Genomic DNA, 16,132 nt, shown 5'->3' on the forward strand with positions numbered 1-16,132 from the left:
AAGCAAATTAACACCGGCAAATAAACCAAGTATATTCACCAGAAAATACAACAAAAATCAAATATTTCGGATGAAAATAGATACTTATTGTCAAATGTTACAATAAAATTACATAAAAGTATTTTAATATATAGCTGTCAATCTGTTGAACGTAACGTAAAGAGAAATTTCATGACAGATGCTTTGAAGGCCAGGAGCGCGCAACTTGTAGCCGCGTTTGAACAACGTTTGGACAACGACAAGAGTAAACTCATTTCCAGCTTGGCAGCGGTTCGTGACGGCAGTTCCACCAATGGTTTTGAAGTGGTCCGGTACATTGCACACCGGCTCGTGGGAAGCGCGCACTTGTTTGGATGTGACGATTTAGACCTGCCCGCAAGGACCGTTGAAAAAATGGTCGACTGCGGCGCGGATGCCAGCCTCGTTATTCAGGCGGTGAATGAACTCGTCGAACGGATCGATCGGTCCTTGCTTGTAGGCCTGCAGCAACCTGAATGGTTGAATGCGCGCGCGGAGTGAATTCACAGGTGAGAAGCAATGAAAGCGTCGGCAATGAAGATTAGTTCCAAAGAGAATCTATCATTTCACGGTGACATTGACGAAGGTTCCACACTGACTTCCCCCGAAAGAACAGTCATTGTGGTCGACAGTGAGAGCAATTTAAAAGAAATAACGCATAAATTAGCCGAATTTGGGCTCAAGGTCATTTCTCACACTGAAGGAACCAGGGCGGAATCGGTCGTTGTTGCCTTGGTCAATCCGGAATATGACCCTCAACTCGAGATCTGCAAGTCACTCAGCAAAAAATGCAAGGTCCTGCTCACAACCAACGATCGGAATTTCGAGTTCAAGATCAAGGCAGTGAATATGGGCGCCAAGGGCCTGCTGAACCTGCCGGTGAACGCCGTTGAGGTTTTGTCCAACCTTGAGGACGCCCGCAAATCCGACATGCCCGACGCCCGGGTTCTGATCATCGACGACGATGAACTCACCGCTTCTGTCTATGCGCTGGCCCTGGAAGAGTGCGGCTTACGCGTGGCGATCATCGACGATCCGCTTCGGGCGCAAGCCACGATAGAAGACTTCCGTCCGGATCTGGTCATCATGGATATCGACATGCCGCAGGCCAACGGCATTGATGTCGCACAGGCGATCCGTCTGGATCCGGCCTACATGTCGCTACCTATCATGTTTCTGTCTTCCATCTACCAGAAGGACATACAGGAACTGGCCCGCGAGATCGGCGGTGACGATTTCATCAAGAAGCCCGTCGACGTGAATTACCTCGTCAAGATGGTGCGCATGCGCGCCGTAAGAGCTGTCGAACTCCGCCAGCTCATGGTTCAGGACGGCTTGACCGGGCTTTTGAACCATGTGGCGTTCAAGGAGCGGCTGACGGGTGAACTGAACCGCAGCAAACGCACCCTGGCGACTTTTAGCGTCGCCCTGCTTGATCTCGATCACTTCAAGTCGATCAACGATACCTATGGTCATCAGGTCGGTGACACGGTCATCCAGACCTTCGCGACTTTGCTGAAGAACTCTTTCAGAAACATAGATATCATCGCCCGTTACGGTGGAGAGGAGTTCGCGGTCATCCTCCTCGATGCGACACCGGAGCAGTCCGAAAAGACCGTAAATAGAATTCGCAGCGCATTCGAGCACATTGAGTTCAGCGCCGCGGGCTGCAAATTTCACGTAACATTCAGTTGCGGTCTGGCAGGGTCCGTAACAAACCCTTCAGAAGAAGCTCTTCTTTCCGCTGCAGATGTAGCTCTCTATCAGGCCAAGGCCAACGGACGGAACTGCGTCAGAATCCAGCGCCCGGTCGGATAGTCTGAACATCACAGACTGCTGAAAAAGTCTGCGCCGCCCTGACCCGGTTCACGACAGCAATGTTCTGATGTCGCTTGCGAGGCTTGTCGGATCGAATGGTTTGGAAATCACCCCGACCGCGCCCAGCGCTTCAAGCTTTGCGATGTCTTCCTGCATCGACTTGGCGGTGATGAAAATCACCGGGATCTGCGCTGTCTCGCCGTCCTTCTTGAGATAGCCGAACGTCGTCGGTCCATCCATCTCCGGCATCATGAAATCCAGCAGGATCACGTCCGGCTTCCAGTCACGGGCCATGTTGAGCGCATCCCGGCCCGACATCACGCATCGCACCTCATAGGCACCGTCCAGATCAAGGCACATCTCGACAATGGTTGCGATATCCTCGTCATCGTCGACATAGAGGGCTTTGAGCATCTTTCGGTTCCCTGAAGCGGCAAATGTTGGCGTTGGTTTCCCTTGCGAATTAGGGTACGGACCCATAAATTTGTACTTTCAAAGATTGTAAAACCACTTAATTTCTACGGCAATCCGGCCACCAGCTGGAAAAAGCCTCCTGCAGCTTGTTCACCGCGACGAACGAGCGGATGCGTGGGTTTTCTCTTAATCACGGCCAAAATCCTGCACTCTGGTAGCAGGAATAAAGACTGCGGTTATCGTCCTGCTTCTTGCTGAGCCATCTTGCCAGCGCCTTTGCGCTGTTGCTTGCATCGCCCCATCGTCCATGAATGTCCTTGATCGCATTGACACCGGAATCCACCGCGTTGGCTTCCGAAAGGAAATGCCATCTCAGTTTTTCCTGGTTGGTCCTGTCCTCGAAACTCATCCAGTTCAGCCGTCGTCTAAGACCTTTTTCGAAGTTGCTCACGATCTCGTCCGGCATGACACCTTCCGTGTAACCGGTCTTGTTTTGGTATCGGTAGGCATCGGAACCGGTTATGTATTCAAAATCCATCTTAAACTTGCCGCGCTGCTTCAATTTGTGAAGGAAGCAGAGCAGTTTCTTGCGCTGGGATGTATTCGGGTAGATGCGCCCCCGATCATAGAGAGCTTCGTAGTAAAGACTGTTGACCGTCTTGGTAAATCGTTGTTCCGGCGTCAGCGGATCGTGGGGATTTTCCGGTTTTGGCTTAGGCTTTGGCGGAACCGGCAGCGGTTTTGGTCCGGCTTCCTCTTCTCCCGGCGGGCGTTTGCCGGCCTCAGCGATCATCGAGGTCTCCGTTTTTGCCCCGACCCAACCGTCGTCCAATAGTCCCTGATAGGCCTGGAAGGACTTGATGGATGTGCGCGTCTTGTTACCGATAAGGCCATCGGGCACCAGCGCGCCGGCCTTGACGGCATTGAGACATTCCTGAATCCATACAACGTATTCATATGTAAAATGATTGGCTTTAATCAGCTTGTTCTGATCCGCTGGTGCCATGAAACCGGTCAACGGCAGAGCATAGGCAAATTGAAATTCCTTCACCTGCTCCTGATACACGACAGTCTTGACGCCATCGACTTTGAGGCCACTGCCAAAGATGCGATTCAAGGACCTCTGTACCCACTTGATGTATTGCGCGTCCGATATCGACATCAAAATTCCTTTCCGTTGAAAAACCGGAAGTGAAAAGGACTAAATTGGACATTTCAAAAAAGAGGTTACCTTGGGGCCGGGACAATGAATGTGTTACCGGTCACATTCGGTCCGTTACGAACCGGATGCGATTGTCTTCCTGCGGGCCCTGCCCAAACATCTGAGGAAAGAATAGTACTCTTCGAGGACCGATTCCGATCCGAGCGGACCGACCGATTATTCAGCCGCCGGCTTGAGACGGGCGATCAGATGGTGGAACTTCTCCCCCTGAACCGACACATGCTGCCGGATTGCCTCGGCGGCTCTTTCGCCGTCTCCGTCGCCTATGGCGGCAACGATCGCCTCGTGTTCCGCCATCGACTGGCTCATGCGCCCGCGAACGCGCAACTGCACCCTGCGGAAGGGCTGCAGGCGGCGTTGAAGGCGGAGGCATTCCTGCTCCAGAAAGGCATTGCCGGACTGCCGGTAGAGGATCGCGTGAAAGCGCTCGTTCTCACGGTAGTAGGTGTCGGTGTCCAGCACTTCGACGACTGACTTGCAGCGCCTGTTTGCATCGAGAAGGTCATTGAAGCCTTCGTCCGATATGCGCGAGGCGGCCAGCCTGGCGCAAACCGCTTCAAGCTCGGCCATGACCTCGAACATTTCCAGAAGCTCAACAGGTCCGGGCTGACGGACGAACACGCCCCTGCGCGGGATCTGCACAACCAGACCGGATTGTGTAAGCCTTTGTAAAGCCTCGCGAACGGGTGTTCTGGAAACCGAGAAACGGTTGGCCAGCTGGACCTCGTCCAGTCTCTCGCCATCGGCGAAAGTACCGTCGAAAATCAGTCCTTCCAGATCGTCGGCAATACAGTCGGCACGTCTTCGTTCCATGATGTTGCATTTAGCATAAGCTTATATCGCGTGCAATATTGTCATTCTTGTATACAAAAAGGCTTGACAAAAAAACATGGCTTGAGGGTAAGATCAGGTCCCGGTCCCAGAACCGGAACTTCCAGGGAGGAATAAAATGAACTTCAAACTCTCAGCGTCCGTCGCGGCCGTGGCGCTTTTCGCCGGCGCGCTTACGGCAAACGCCACAGAATTGCGCCTGTCGCATCAGTGGTCGAACGGCGATGTCCGTCACAAGGTTGCCCAGATGGTCGCCGATGACGTTGCCGCCGCGGATGTCGACCTCGACATCAAGATTTTCCCCTCGCAGTCGCTCCTGAAGGCGCGCGAGCAGTACAAGCCGCTCAGCCGCGGCCTTCTCGACATGACTGTCCTGCCGCTCAGCTATGCAGGTGGACAGCAGCCGGCATACAATCTCACCCTCATGCCGGGTCTGGTGAAGAACCACGATCACGCTGCACGGCTGAACGAAAGCCCGTTCATGGACGCCATTGAGGAGATCATGGCCGAAGATGACGTGATGGTCCTCGTCCATGGCTACCTGGCGGGTGGTTTTGCCGGCAAGGAAAAATGCATCACCAAGCCTGACGACATGCCGGGCCTTCAGACCCGTGCCGCCGGCAAGGCTTTCGAACAGATGCTTGCAGGCGCAGGTGCATCCATCGCCTCCATGTCCTCGTCGGAAATCTACAACGCCATGCAGTCCGGCGTGCTGGATGCGGCGAATACGTCCTCATCATCCTTCGTCAGCTACCGGATCTATGAGCAGGTCTCCTGCTACACTCCTGCCGGAGAATATGCGCTTTGGTTCATGTACCAGCCGCTTCTCATGAACAAGTCCACCTTCGAGGGGCTGACGGAGGACCAGCAGAAGGCCCTTCTTTCCGCCTCCGAAAAGGCACAGGCTTTTTATCTTGAAGAAGCCAAGAAGGAAGATGCTGCGTCGGCTCAGGTTTTCCGCGACAATGACGTGGAAATCGCGGCCATGACGGAAGAAGACTTCGAAGCCTGGCGGGCCCTGGCCAAGGAAACGTCCTACAAGGCGTTTGTGGAGGAGACTCCCAATGGACAGCAGCTTCTCGACCTGGCGCTGTCGGTCAACTGACGCGCTTGAACATGACCTGATCCGGGGCGGCAGTCTGCCGCCCCGCAAAACGCCTTCTACCCGATTTCATTCGAAGGAGTGACCCATGGCGGGCCACAGTACGGCTGCGGTTGCGTATGCCGGCAACAATCCCTTTCTGCGCGGCGTTGCGGCGATCTCGACTGTCGCCGGCTGGTGTTCGGCTGCGATGATCGTCATTGCTGTCGCAATCACCTGCCAGATGATATTCGTCCGTTTCGTGCTGAACGCTTCCACCGTGTGGCAGACCGAAGCCGTCATCTATCTCGTCATCGCCGCCACGCTTGTCGGCCTTCCCTATGTCCAGCGCCTGCGCGGGCATGTGAATGTCGATCTGTTTCCATTGTCGCTCGGCCCGCGCGCAAGATATTTTCTTGCCTGCCTCACGCTTTCCACCTCGTCCCTGATCGTCGCCGTAATGCTCTACTACGGCTTTGAATACTGGTACTTTGCCTGGGCGCGCGGCTGGACATCGGACACGGTCTGGGGCGTCAGGCTCTGGATCCCTTACCTGTCGATCCCGGTGGGCTTCGGCCTGCTCCTTTTGCAACTGGTCGCGGATCTCTTTGCCGTCCTGGCCGGACTGGAAAAACCGTTCGGACTGGAGGACGCCTGATGGACCCGCTTTTTCTCGGACTGCTGGTTGCCGTAACCACAATTCTTGTCCTGTTTTCCGGCGTCTCGGTCGCCATCGGTCTGCTGATCGTCTCCGCCGGTTTCCTGCTTGCTTTCGACGGTGCGCGTTCCCTTGAGCTGATGCCGGAGATCTTTTTCGGCAAGCTCGACAATTTTGCGCTCCTCTCGATCCCGATGTTCATCATCATGGGGGCCTCGATCGCCTCCACCCGGGCCGGTGCGGACCTTTACGAAGCGCTCGAACGCTGGCTGACGCGCATTCCCGGCGGTCTGGTGGTCTCCAATCTCGGCGCCTGCGCCCTGTTTGCCGCCATGTCGGGCTCGTCCCCCGCGACCTGCGCCGCCATCGGCAAGATGGGCATTCCGGAAATGCGCAAGCGTGGCTATCCCGATGGCGTCGCCGCCGGGTCCATCGCCGCCGGCGGCACCCTGGGCATTCTCATCCCGCCGTCGGTCACCATGATCGTCTACGGCATCGCAACGGAAACATCGATCGGCCGCCTGTTCCTGGCCGGTGTCATTCCCGGCCTGATGCTGATGGGCCTGTTCATGGCCTGGTCGCTTTATTCGACCTGGCGGAGCGGCAATGCCAGTGTCCTGAGCGCGGGCAGCTATTCCTGGAAACAGAGATTCGAGATCCTGCCTCGCGTCCTGCCTTTCCTGGCAATCATTCTCGGTGTTCTCTACGCCATGTACGGAGGTGTCGCGACGCCTTCGGAAACCGCGGCCGTGGGTGCGCTGTTGTGCCTGTTGATCGCCATGATCATCTACAAGCTCTGGAGCCCGGCCGCCTTGTGGGTCGTTCTGCGCGACAGCACCAAGGAAAGCGTGATGATCCTGTTCATCATCGCCGCCGCGGGTGTCTTCTCCTACATGCTGTCCTCGCTGTTCATCACCCAGGCCATCGCGGAATGGATCGGAACGCTTGACGTCAACCGCTGGATCCTGATGGCGGCGATCAACGGGTTCCTGCTGATCGCCGGCTTTTTCCTGCCGCCGGTCGCGGTGATCCTGATGGCCGCACCGATTCTCCTGCCGATCATTGTGGCGGCCAACTTCGACCCGGTCTGGTTCGCCGTCGTGTTGACCATCAACATGGAAATCGGCCTGATTTCCCCTCCCGTCGGCCTCAACCTTTATGTTATCAACGGCATCGCGCCGGATATTTCGCTGAAAACCATCCTCACCGGCTCACTGCCATTCGTGGGCTGCATGGTTCTGGCGATCTTTCTGCTGTGCCTGTTTCCGGATCTGGCCACCTGGCTGCCCGATACTGTCATGGGAGCACCTAGATGACATTTCTTGCGGACATCCTCTCAACGGTGTTCGAGAGAAGATATCGCTTCAGAACGTCCGACAAGGCGGATGGCAGGCCGCTGGAGGCGCTTGTCGCCGACCTTATCGGCGCGACCGGCGAAGTCTCCGGCGTTACCATGGCCCGGCAGATCCTCAGCCGCTATGCCACTCTGGATGACGATGAGAAGCGCGCTTTCTTCCATCACCTCGCCGAGGACCTGACCATCTCGGCGCCCGCGGTGCGGGCCGCGCTGGAGGCTTATGAAAAAGGCCAGTCGAAAGCCAGCTACCGGGCCTTCATGGAAGCGTCCGAACCGCCGCGACAGGAGTTGATCCGCCGGCTCAACCAGGTCCCGGACGCGACGCGCTCGCTGGTCCGTATGCGCGAGGATCTCTTGCGCCTGGGTCGGGACGACGACGCCCTTCAGGCGCTGGATCTCGATTTCCGCCATCTCTTCGGAAGCTGGTTCAATCGCGGCTTCCTGGTGCTCAGGCCGATCAGTTGGGAAAGCCCGGCGCAATTGCTGGAAAAGATCATCGCCTATGAGGCGGTGCATGCGATTGACAGCTGGGAAGACCTGAGGCGCCGCCTGGAACCGGCAGACCGCCGCTGCTTCGCCTTTCTCCATCCGGCAATGCCTGACGAGCCTCTGATCTTTGTCGAGGTGGCGCTGACCAAGGGCGTCCCCGGATCGATCCAGGACCTGCTTGCCGGCGACCGCGAATTGATCGACGCCGAACGCGCGGATACGGCTGTCTTCTACTCGATTTCAAACTGTCAGGAGGGGCTCGCCGGGATTTCCTTCGGAAACTCTCTCATCAAGCAGGTCGTCACGGATCTTTCCATTGAATTGCCCGGCCTGAAGACATTCGTCACCCTCTCACCGATCCCCGGGCTTTTGCGCAAGCTCAAGAAAGACGGCAGAGCTTATGATCCCACCGACGACGAACGGATGCGGAGCCTTGCTGCCAATTATCTTCTGACCGCCAAACGCGAGGACGAGCTGCCGCTTGATCCCGTTGCCCGGTTCCATCTCGGCAATGGAGCGCAAATACATCAGGTTCATGCACGGGCCGACATTTCCGAAAAAGGCATGCAGCAGTCTGCCGGTGTCATGGTCAACTATCTCTATGACCTGTCGAAGGTCACGCAGAACCATGAGCGTTTTGCCTCCAGCCACACCATCGCCGCCTCCTCGGAAATCCGGTCGCTGAGCGCGTCCGCCGAAGAAGCTCTCGTTTAGGAATCCATACCATGACCAACCCACTCTATGACCGGATGTTCGGCAAACATGCAGGCAAGGACACCCCGTTCCTTTACCTGCCGGGCGGGACTGTCCTGAGTCATGCGGACTTCCTGGGAAAGGCGGCTCGGATTGCCCATGTTCTGACGGAAAACGGACTGCAGCCGGGAGACCGCCTAGCCGCGCAGGTCGAAAAATCGCCCATGGCTTTGGCGCTCTATGCCGCCTGTGTCCAGGCCGGCGTCGTCTTCCTGCCGCTGAACACCGCCTACACCGTTGATGAGCTGAGTTATTTCATCGAAAACAGCGGCGCCAGAACGGTCATCTGCGATGACGCCCGCAAGATGTCGCTAGCGCCGGTTGCCGCCGAGATGAACGCGCGCATCGAAACGCTGAACGCCGACGGGACCGGCTCCCTGACCGCTCTCGCCGAGACCATGCCTGCGCAGTATCCGACCGTCGAGCGGAGCAAGGACGATCTCGCAGCCTTTCTCTACACCTCCGGTACCACCGGCCGGTCGAAAGGCGCGATGCTGACGCAGGACAACCTCTTGTCCAACGCCGAGACACTTGCCGCACACTGGCGCTTCTCCGCTGACGATGTGCTGCTGCACGCCCTGCCGATCTTCCACACCCACGGCCTTTTCGTGGCGACCAACATCTCGCTGGAAGCCGGGTCATCGATGATTTTCCTGCCGAAGTTCGACGTGGATGCAATGATCGAATGGATGCCCAGGGCGACCGTGATGATGGGGGTGCCGACCTTCTACACCCGGCTGCTGCAGGACCCCAGGTTCACCCGCGACCTGACAAGCCACATGCGTCTGTTCATTTCCGGCAGTGCCCCCCTGCTTGCCGACACGCATCAGGAGTTCGAGAAACGAACCGGCCACCGCATCCTGGAACGCTACGGGATGACCGAAACCAACATGAACACCTCCAACCCGTATGACGGCGAGCGCCGCGCCGGAACGGTCGGCTTTCCGCTGCCCGGTGTCGAGTTGAAGATCACCGACCCGGAAAGCGGCGAGACACTGCCCCAAGGCACCGTCGGCCAGATCGAGGTCCGCGGACCCAACGTCTTCAAGGGTTATTGGCAAATGCCCGAGAAGACCGCGGCGGAACTTCGCGATGACGGGTTCTTCATCACCGGCGATCTCGGCCTGATCGACGCGGACGGTTATGTCCATATCGTCGGCCGCAACAAGGACCTGATCATCTCCGGCGGCTACAACATCTATCCCAAGGAGATCGAACTGGTCCTCGATGACCAACCCGGTGTTCTGGAAAGCGCCGTCATCGGCGTTCCCCATGCGGACTTCGGAGAGACGGTTCTCGGGCTCATCGTTCCGGCCCCCGGCCAGACGCCGGACCTCGATGCAATCATGAAGGCCGCCGGATCTTCACTCGCCCGCTTCAAGCACCCGCGCAAACTCGTCCTCGTCGACAGCCTGCCGCGCAATACGATGGGCAAGGTGCAAAAGAACATCCTCAGGGATCAATACGGCGACATGTTCGTGAGCGCATAAAAAAATCCGGCAGTCCACCCGCTGGGCGGAGGACTGCCGGTAAGTTTCCCGCTCAAGCGCTCCGGGAGGATAGGAACGGCTGAGCGGCGAGCTGCTCGAAAAGGCGCGCGACTGCTTCGGCTCCAGGGTCGTTGTGGCCGGAAAGATTTGCCTCGGAGACATAGCTGGCGCGCCCGGCGCGTGCGCGCGTGATCCGGGCCGTGGCGTCTGCTCCCTGACGCGCCTCCCGCGCGGCTTCCCCGATGCCCTTGTCCAGCGCATTCAGCGCCGGCATCAGCGCATCGATCATCGTCCGGTCTCCGGGCTGAGCACCGCCAACCTGCATGATCCGGTCAAGGCCCGCCTTCAGCGCGCCGATTTCGTTGCGCCCGCTGGACGAGGCATCCCCTGCCGCCGCGAAAAAGATCGCCAGCAGAACACCGGACGAACCGCCCATGGTCTGACTGAGTTCGAGGCCGATCGCCCGGTAGAGCTGGGTGAGATCGGCAAGCGGCAGCCGCTCGAGCGCCTTGATCAGCGCCCGTGCCGCCGTCGCCAGCGTATTGCCGGTATCACCGTCTCCGGATTTGGCATCGAGCGCGTTCAGGTCGGCCTCGGCTGCAATCAGGATATTGCAGCAATTCTCGATGAACGCGCGCATCTCCGGGTTCTTTGAAGGAAGCGGCTGAATGGGCGCCAGTCCGTCCGGCAGGGGCAGGATGGAAACCGGCCCCAGCGCCAGGCAGCCGGGCCAGACCCACGGCGCCACCGGAGCCTGGAGCGCCGCCTCGTCCGACTTGCTCACCGGCAGCAGCGATACGGAGAAACCGTGCATGTCCAGCGAGGTCATCATCTCGGCCGGCCCGATCAGCCAGCGGATCTGTCCGCCGATGCGCGACAGGGTCAGTTCTTCTGCGAGCACCGCCATTTCAAGCGGTGTCGTTCCCCCGAGATTGTTCAGAAGCGCCACATGCGGTCCCGGGACCAGATTGGGCGCAAGCCGGTCGACCACCATTGCCATGGCCGCCTTGGCGTTGGAAAAATCCACCTGCTCGACACCGGCCTCACCGTGGATGCCCAGGCCAAGTTCCGCCTTGCCCATTTCAATCCGCGCCTCTCTCGGAGACCCCGGGATCGTGCAAGTGTCAAGGGACATGCCGATGGAGATCGCTCCGCCGATCACGCGCTGCGCGGTCTCATACACTGTCTCCAGATCCGCCCCCTGGTCAGCCAGCGCACCGGCAATCTTGTGCACGAACAGCGTTCCGGCAACCCCGCGCGCCTGCGGCAGGTCCGGCAGGGCGACATCGTCATCGACGATCACCATCTTGACCTTCAGACCGAAAGCCCGCGCCCGTTCGGCCGCCAGGCCGAAATTCAGCCGGTCGCCGGTATAATTCTTGACGATCAGAAGACAGCCTGCCTTGCCGGTAACCGCCAGAATACCGGCAAGCACCGCATCCACCGATGGCGAGGCGAAAACCTCGCCGCAGACGGCAGCCGTCAACATGCCCTGACCGACAAAACCGGCATGACTGGGCTCGTGTCCCGAGCCGCCGCCGGAAACCAGCGCGACCTTGGATTTGTCCCAGTCGGTGCGCACCACCACCTTGATATGCGGGTAGCCGTCGAGGCGGGCAAGACGCCCCCCGGCCGTCCGCAAGGTCCCGTCGATGGCCTCGGTGACGAGCGTTTCCTTAGAGTTGATGAACTGCTTCATATCCCGTCTCCTCAGGCGATACGCGCGCCGCTGGCGTCAAAAAACAGCGGTTTGCGCGGTTGAATGGCGACGGTATCGCCAGGTTCATAATCCATGCGGTTTTCCGAAAGCGTGACGATGTCATGGCCTTCCAGCGACAGGTGCAGTCGGATCTGGTCGCCCAGATGCTCCACCCGTCTCACATTGCAGGTCTTGCCCTCTCCTTGCGAAATATGTTCCGGCCGCAGACCGATTGTTTTCGCGCCGGTTGGCGCTCCGGCGAACATGTCCGCGGGCAGTACATTGATGCGCGGCTGACCGAGCCGCCCCGCCACATAGAGATTGACCGGATCCTCGTAGATCTCCCGCGGAGACCCGAACTGCACCAGCCTGCCCTCATCGAGAACCCCGACATGGGTGGCCATGGTCATCGCCTCGATCTGGTCATGGGTGACATAGAGCATCGTCGCGCCCAGGCTTTCCTGGATGCGCTTCAGCTCGATACGCAGATCCGAGCGCAGTTTTGCGTCCAGCGAACTCAGAGGTTCGTCCATCAGGTAGATTGCGGGATTGCGAACCAGCGCCCGGCCGATGGACACACGCTGCATCTCGCCTCCCGAAAGGTTCGTCGCCCGGTTGTTGAGCTTGTGGGAAATCTTCAGGACCTCCGCGACTTCTGCCACCTTGCGGTCGATCAGATCCTCCGGCGTCTTCAGAAGTGGCGAGCGCAGCGGAAAAGCCAGATTGTCCCTGACGCTCAGATGCGGGTAGAGCGAATACTGCTGGAACACCATGGCGACGTTGCGTTGCGCCGGCGTATCCCTGACCACGGACCGCCCGCCGATGACCAGGTCTCCCGCATCGGGCTGCTCCAACCCGGCAATCAGCCGCAGGATCGTCGTCTTGCCCGCACCCGTGGGGCCCAGCAGCGTCACGAAAGCACCGTTCTCGATCGTCAGCGAGACGCGGTCGACGGCAACCGTCTCGCCGAAGGCTTTCGAGAGCCCGGAAAGCTTGACCTCAGACATGGGACAGCACTCCCTCGTTCAGCTCGGACCTCAGCGCCCTGCCCGTCTGGTTGTCGAACAGCGTGACGGTGGCGCCATCAAATTCCAGCCCGACATGTTCTCCTGCCCGGACAGGCTGGTCTGACGGGATACGGGCCTTGAGCTCCCCGCTGCCGGTTTTCAGGGTCACGATCTGCGTCGTGCCCAGATATTCGCTGGCGATCACCTCGCCGCGATAGGTTCCGCTGTCGCTCAGGGAAATATGCTCCGGCCGGATGCCGTAGACCAGATCGCCCTCGAACGGCTCCTGCAATCTTGGCACCTCAAGTTCCTGGTGATGCATGACAACGGTGCCGGAGCCTGCATGCACCTGCCCGTGAAATCTCAGGAAATTCATCGAGGGTGACCCGATGAAATCAGCGACGAACATGGTGGCCGGCTTGTCGTAGATGTCCCTCGGCGTACCGAACTGTTCGATCACCCCGTGGTTCATCACGACGATCTTGTCACCCATCTGCATGGCTTCAAGCTGATCGTGGGTCACATAGACCGTCGTGGCGTTCATCCTGTCGTGCAATGCGCGCAGCTCTTCCGCCATGTGTTCGCGAAACTCGGCGTCAAGCGCGCCGAGCGGCTCGTCCATCATGAAGGCTTTCGGGTCGCGGACAATCGCACGCCCCAGCGCCACTCGCTGCCGGTCACCGCCGGACAGACCGCTGACGGGTCGGTCGAGAATATCGCCGATGCCGAGGATTCTGGAAACCTCGTCGACCTTCTCCGCGACCTGCTGTTTCGGCATGCCCTGGCTGACCAGCGGATAGCTGATGTTCCTGCGCACGTTCATGTGCGGATAAAGGGCGAACATCTGGAAGACGAATGCGATGTCCCGCTTGCTCGCCGGTCTTTGGCCCACCTCTTCGCCGTCGATATAGATCTCGCCGGAGGTCGGCAGTTCCAACCCGGCGATCATCCTCAGTGTGGTGGTCTTGCCGCAGCCGGACGGCCCGAGCAGCATGAAGAATTCGCCGTCCTCGATCTTGAAGGAAGAAGACTGCACCGCCGTGAAGTCGCCGAATTCCTTCCTGAGGTTTCTGATCACGATCTCGGCCATGGCGTTATTCCGGAAAATGGCTGACGACGATGAACATCACCGTTCCGGTCAGCGTGACAATGAAGGAGTAGGTGTAAGCCCACAGGACCAGGGGCTGCATCAGCATGATCACGCCCACGGCGATCAGCAGCGATGCAAGCAATTCCCAGGCCCCACGGCGGAAGCGGACCAGGCCGCTGATAAACGCGCTCATTTGCGTACCGCTCCAAAGGTAATTCCGCGCAGGAGATGTTTGCGCAGCAGGATGGTGAACACCATGACCGGCACCAGGAACAGCGTCGCGCCCGCCGCCACCGCCGGCCAGTCCTGGCCACCCACGCCGATGATGGTCGGAATGAAGGGGGGCGCGGTCTGGGCCGTGCCGGAGGTCAGCAGCACCGCGAAGGCGTATTCGTTCCACGAGAAAATCAGGCAGAAGATCGCGGTCGAGGCAATGCCCGTGGCTGCCTGCGGCAAGACCACCTTGTAGAAGGCCTGAAACCGCGTGTAGCCGTCGATCAGCGCCGCTTCCTCGTATTCGCGCGGGATCTCGTCGATGAAGCCCTTCAGCAGCCAGACCGCCAGCGAAATATTCACCGCTGTATACAGCAGGATCATGCCCAGATGGGTGTCCGACAGCCCGAGGGTTCTGAACATCAGGAAGATCGGAATGGCAACCGCGATCGGCGGCATCATGCGTGTCGACAGGATGAAGAACAGCAGATCGTCCTTCATCGGCACCTTGAACCTGGAAAAGGCATAGGCGGCCAGTGTCCCGAGGAAAACCGACAGGAATGTCGACCCGAAACCGATGATCACGGAGTTGAGGAACCGCTCGCCGTAGCGGGACGGACCGGCGATCACCATATCGCGGTTCCGGACGATCTGTTCATACCACGAGGCGGCCGGCGGCAGGGATTCCAGCTGTTCCGGTGTGACCCGCGTGCGCGTTGTGAAGAGATTGACGTAGCCTTCCAGAGACGGTTCGAAAAGCACCTTCGGCGGATAGGCGATGGCATCGACGGGCGATTTGAACCCGGTTGTCAGGATCCAGACCAGCGGCAGCAGTGTGATGACCGCATAAATAATGACCAGTGTGCCGGCCGCCCACTTCTGCCGCGAAGACGGTTCGGTGATCGAATAGCTGCTCATCTTTCTTTCACCTTGTTGAGAGCCTTCACATAGATCGAGGCAAGACCGAAGACGGTGACGAACAGGATGATCGCGTAGGCGGAGGCATATCCCGTGCGCCATTTCTCGAAGGCTTCACGCTTGAGATTGATCGAGGTGAGTTCCGTCACCGAGCCCGGCCCTCCGCCGGTCAGCTGCACGACAAGATCGAACATCTTGAAGTTTTCGATACCGCGGAACAGCACGGCCAGCATGAGGAACGGCAGCACCATCGGTACGGTGATCGTCCAGAACTGCCGCCACTTGCTGGCCCGGTCGATTTCGGCCGCCTCGTAGATGTAGTCAGGTATCGAACGCAGCCCCGCCAGACAGATGAGCATGACGAAGGGCGTCCACATCCAGGTGTCGACGATCACGATGGACCAGGGCGCCAGCGCCACATCCCCGATCATCTGAAACGACGACGGGTCGGCCCCGGTCAGAAACGAAATGCCGTAGTTGAACAGGCCAATCTGCGGCTGATAGAGGAACGTCCAGAAATTCCCGACCACCGCCGGCGACAGCATCATCGGCAGCACGATCAGTGTTGTCCAAAGGTCGTTGCCCTTGAACTTCCGGTTGATCAGCCAGGCCAGCGTGAAACCGATCAGCACCTGCAGGACAATCGTCCAGAACAGGAAATGCGCCGTCGCCTGCATCGTCAGCCAGATATCGCCATCGGTCAGGATGCGCTCGTAATTGCGCAGGCCGACGTAATCGACTTCCCTGTTCGGCCGGTTGGCGCGAAAGTTGGTAAAGCTCAGGTTGATCGTCCACATCAGCGGGAAGATGTTCACCGCGAGTAGCAGAAAAATGGTCGGCGCGACAAAAAGCCAGGCAATCGTACGGTCGGAAAGCCCTCTGATTTTGCCGGCAACGGAAGGCGGCGTTGCTTTTGCCACTCGGTCGATTGGGGTGTCGGACATATGACGCTCTTCTGGAGAAACAGACCCGGATAGATCCCGGCCACCGGTAATTCCGGGTCAGGCTGACCCGGCAGCCCGAACGGGCTTTCAGGTCGGGGCGGCCCGCCATTCGGGAGGGCCGCCGCACTTT

General features: G+C 58.8%; 16 protein-coding genes. 7 read left to right on the forward strand and 9 right to left on the reverse strand.

What is annotated here, in order from left to right; translation table 11 throughout:
- The first annotated feature begins 171 nt into the window (after positions 1-171).
- Together Q1B40_RS18555 and Q1B40_RS18560 are read left to right on the forward strand one after the other, a co-directional pair.
- Complete coding sequence (locus Q1B40_RS18555; RefSeq protein WP_299817540.1) at positions 172-519, forward strand: Hpt domain-containing protein; 348 nt, start codon at positions 172-174, stop codon at positions 517-519.
- Positions 520-537: 18 nt separating this feature from the next.
- A complete protein-coding gene (locus Q1B40_RS18560) occupies positions 538-1,836 on the forward strand; it encodes a diguanylate cyclase (RefSeq protein ID WP_299817542.1) in 1,299 nt (432 codons plus the stop codon).
- A gap of 48 nt (positions 1,837-1,884) precedes the next feature.
- On the opposite strand, the gene Q1B40_RS18565 is transcribed toward Q1B40_RS18560, so the two are convergent.
- The 3 genes from Q1B40_RS18565 to Q1B40_RS18575 all read right to left on the reverse strand — a co-directional run bounded on the left by Q1B40_RS18565 (position 1,885) and on the right by Q1B40_RS18575 (position 4,285).
- Positions 1,885-2,250 (reverse strand): response regulator, encoded by a 366-nt coding sequence (locus Q1B40_RS18565; RefSeq protein WP_299817544.1) that lies wholly within the window; start codon positions 2,248-2,250, stop codon positions 1,885-1,887.
- Between the two features lie 190 nt (positions 2,251-2,440).
- Positions 2,441-3,412 carry a peptidoglycan-binding protein gene (locus tag Q1B40_RS18570; RefSeq protein ID WP_299817546.1) on the reverse strand — a complete coding sequence of 324 codons (972 nt, stop codon included), beginning with the start codon at positions 3,410-3,412 and terminating at the stop codon, positions 2,441-2,443.
- Positions 3,413-3,628: 216 nt separating this feature from the next.
- Positions 3,629-4,285: a GntR family transcriptional regulator gene (locus tag Q1B40_RS18575; protein ID WP_299817547.1), complete on the reverse strand. Its 657-nt coding sequence runs from the start codon at positions 4,283-4,285 to the stop codon at positions 3,629-3,631.
- 136 nt (positions 4,286-4,421) lie between these two features.
- Between Q1B40_RS18575 and dctP the strand changes: the two genes are divergently transcribed.
- From dctP to Q1B40_RS18600, 5 genes are all read left to right on the forward strand, one after another.
- The gene (gene dctP, locus Q1B40_RS18580) at positions 4,422-5,408 is read left to right on the forward strand and encodes a TRAP transporter substrate-binding protein DctP (protein WP_299817549.1); all 987 of its coding nucleotides are present in this window, start codon (positions 4,422-4,424) and stop codon (positions 5,406-5,408) included.
- Between the two features lie 85 nt (positions 5,409-5,493).
- Complete coding sequence (locus Q1B40_RS18585; RefSeq protein WP_299817551.1) at positions 5,494-6,042, forward strand: TRAP transporter small permease; 549 nt, start codon at positions 5,494-5,496, stop codon at positions 6,040-6,042.
- On the forward strand, positions 6,042-7,358 hold the full coding sequence (locus Q1B40_RS18590; RefSeq protein ID WP_299817553.1) for a TRAP transporter large permease: 1,317 nt from the start codon (positions 6,042-6,044) through the stop codon (positions 7,356-7,358). Before Q1B40_RS18585 ends, Q1B40_RS18590 begins: the two co-directional genes overlap by 1 nt.
- Positions 7,355-8,602: a malonyl-CoA decarboxylase gene (locus Q1B40_RS18595; protein ID WP_299817555.1), complete on the forward strand. Its 1,248-nt coding sequence runs from the start codon at positions 7,355-7,357 to the stop codon at positions 8,600-8,602. The genes Q1B40_RS18590 and Q1B40_RS18595 overlap by 4 nt, the downstream gene beginning before the upstream one ends.
- 11 nt (positions 8,603-8,613) lie before the next feature.
- Positions 8,614-10,131 carry a malonyl-CoA synthase gene (locus Q1B40_RS18600; protein WP_299817557.1) on the forward strand — a complete coding sequence of 506 codons (1,518 nt, stop codon included), beginning with the start codon at positions 8,614-8,616 and terminating at the stop codon, positions 10,129-10,131.
- 52 nt (positions 10,132-10,183) lie between these two features.
- On the opposite strand, the gene Q1B40_RS18605 is transcribed toward Q1B40_RS18600, so the two are convergent.
- From Q1B40_RS18605 to Q1B40_RS18630, 6 genes are read right to left on the reverse strand one after another with little or no spacing between them, the layout of a single operon-like run.
- The gene (locus tag Q1B40_RS18605) at positions 10,184-11,830 is read right to left on the reverse strand and encodes a dihydroxyacetone kinase subunit DhaK (RefSeq protein WP_299817559.1); all 1,647 of its coding nucleotides are present in this window, start codon (positions 11,828-11,830) and stop codon (positions 10,184-10,186) included.
- Positions 11,831-11,841: 11 nt separating this feature from the next.
- Positions 11,842-12,837: an ABC transporter ATP-binding protein gene (locus Q1B40_RS18610; RefSeq protein WP_299817561.1), complete on the reverse strand. Its 996-nt coding sequence runs from the start codon at positions 12,835-12,837 to the stop codon at positions 11,842-11,844.
- Positions 12,830-13,927, reverse strand: coding sequence for an ABC transporter ATP-binding protein (locus Q1B40_RS18615; RefSeq protein ID WP_299817563.1), 1,098 nt, complete (start codon positions 13,925-13,927; stop codon positions 12,830-12,832). Before Q1B40_RS18615 ends, Q1B40_RS18610 begins: the two co-directional genes overlap by 8 nt.
- A gap of 4 nt (positions 13,928-13,931) precedes the next feature.
- Complete coding sequence (locus Q1B40_RS18620) at positions 13,932-14,120, reverse strand: hypothetical protein (protein WP_299817565.1); 189 nt, start codon at positions 14,118-14,120, stop codon at positions 13,932-13,934.
- Positions 14,117-15,058, reverse strand: a complete 942-nt coding sequence (locus tag Q1B40_RS18625; RefSeq protein WP_299817567.1) for a carbohydrate ABC transporter permease — start codon at positions 15,056-15,058, stop codon at positions 14,117-14,119. Before Q1B40_RS18625 ends, Q1B40_RS18620 begins: the two co-directional genes overlap by 4 nt.
- Positions 15,055-16,002, reverse strand: coding sequence for a carbohydrate ABC transporter permease (locus Q1B40_RS18630; protein ID WP_299817569.1), 948 nt, complete (start codon positions 16,000-16,002; stop codon positions 15,055-15,057). The genes Q1B40_RS18625 and Q1B40_RS18630 overlap by 4 nt, the downstream gene beginning before the upstream one ends.
- Positions 16,003-16,132: the final 130 nt, after the last annotated feature.

The organism is uncultured Roseibium sp., from assembly GCF_947496995.1.
Taxonomy (GTDB): Bacteria; Pseudomonadota; Alphaproteobacteria; order Rhizobiales; family Stappiaceae; genus Roseibium.

Bases quoted from the DNA above. Each gene is read 5' to 3' on its own strand.
- Q1B40_RS18620 (WP_299817565.1), bottom strand. From the start codon at position 14,120: ATGAGCGCGTTTATCAGCGGCCTGGTCCGCTTCCGCCGTGGGGCCTGG.
- Q1B40_RS18565 (WP_299817544.1), bottom strand. From the start codon at position 2,250: ATGCTCAAAGCCCTCTATGTCGACGATGACGAGGATATCGCAACCATT.
- Q1B40_RS18625 (WP_299817567.1), bottom strand. From the start codon at position 15,058: ATGAGCAGCTATTCGATCACCGAACCGTCTTCGCGGCAGAAGTGGGCG.
- Q1B40_RS18585 (WP_299817551.1), top strand. From the start codon at position 5,494: ATGGCGGGCCACAGTACGGCTGCGGTTGCGTATGCCGGCAACAATCCC.
- Q1B40_RS18615 (WP_299817563.1), bottom strand. From the start codon at position 13,927: ATGGCCGAGATCGTGATCAGAAACCTCAGGAAGGAATTCGGCGACTTC.
- Q1B40_RS18555 (WP_299817540.1), top strand. From the start codon at position 172: ATGACAGATGCTTTGAAGGCCAGGAGCGCGCAACTTGTAGCCGCGTTT.
- Q1B40_RS18605 (WP_299817559.1), bottom strand. From the start codon at position 11,830: ATGAAGCAGTTCATCAACTCTAAGGAAACGCTCGTCACCGAGGCCATC.
- dctP (WP_299817549.1), top strand. From the start codon at position 4,422: ATGAACTTCAAACTCTCAGCGTCCGTCGCGGCCGTGGCGCTTTTCGCC.
- Q1B40_RS18630 (WP_299817569.1), bottom strand. From the start codon at position 16,002: ATGTCCGACACCCCAATCGACCGAGTGGCAAAAGCAACGCCGCCTTCC.
- Q1B40_RS18590 (WP_299817553.1), top strand. From the start codon at position 6,042: ATGGACCCGCTTTTTCTCGGACTGCTGGTTGCCGTAACCACAATTCTT.
- Q1B40_RS18575 (WP_299817547.1), bottom strand. From the start codon at position 4,285: ATGGAACGAAGACGTGCCGACTGTATTGCCGACGATCTGGAAGGACTG.
- Q1B40_RS18600 (WP_299817557.1), top strand. From the start codon at position 8,614: ATGACCAACCCACTCTATGACCGGATGTTCGGCAAACATGCAGGCAAG.
- Q1B40_RS18610 (WP_299817561.1), bottom strand. From the start codon at position 12,837: ATGTCTGAGGTCAAGCTTTCCGGGCTCTCGAAAGCCTTCGGCGAGACG.
- Q1B40_RS18560 (WP_299817542.1), top strand. From the start codon at position 538: ATGAAAGCGTCGGCAATGAAGATTAGTTCCAAAGAGAATCTATCATTT.
- Q1B40_RS18595 (WP_299817555.1), top strand. From the start codon at position 7,355: ATGACATTTCTTGCGGACATCCTCTCAACGGTGTTCGAGAGAAGATAT.
- Q1B40_RS18570 (WP_299817546.1), bottom strand. From the start codon at position 3,412: ATGTCGATATCGGACGCGCAATACATCAAGTGGGTACAGAGGTCCTTG.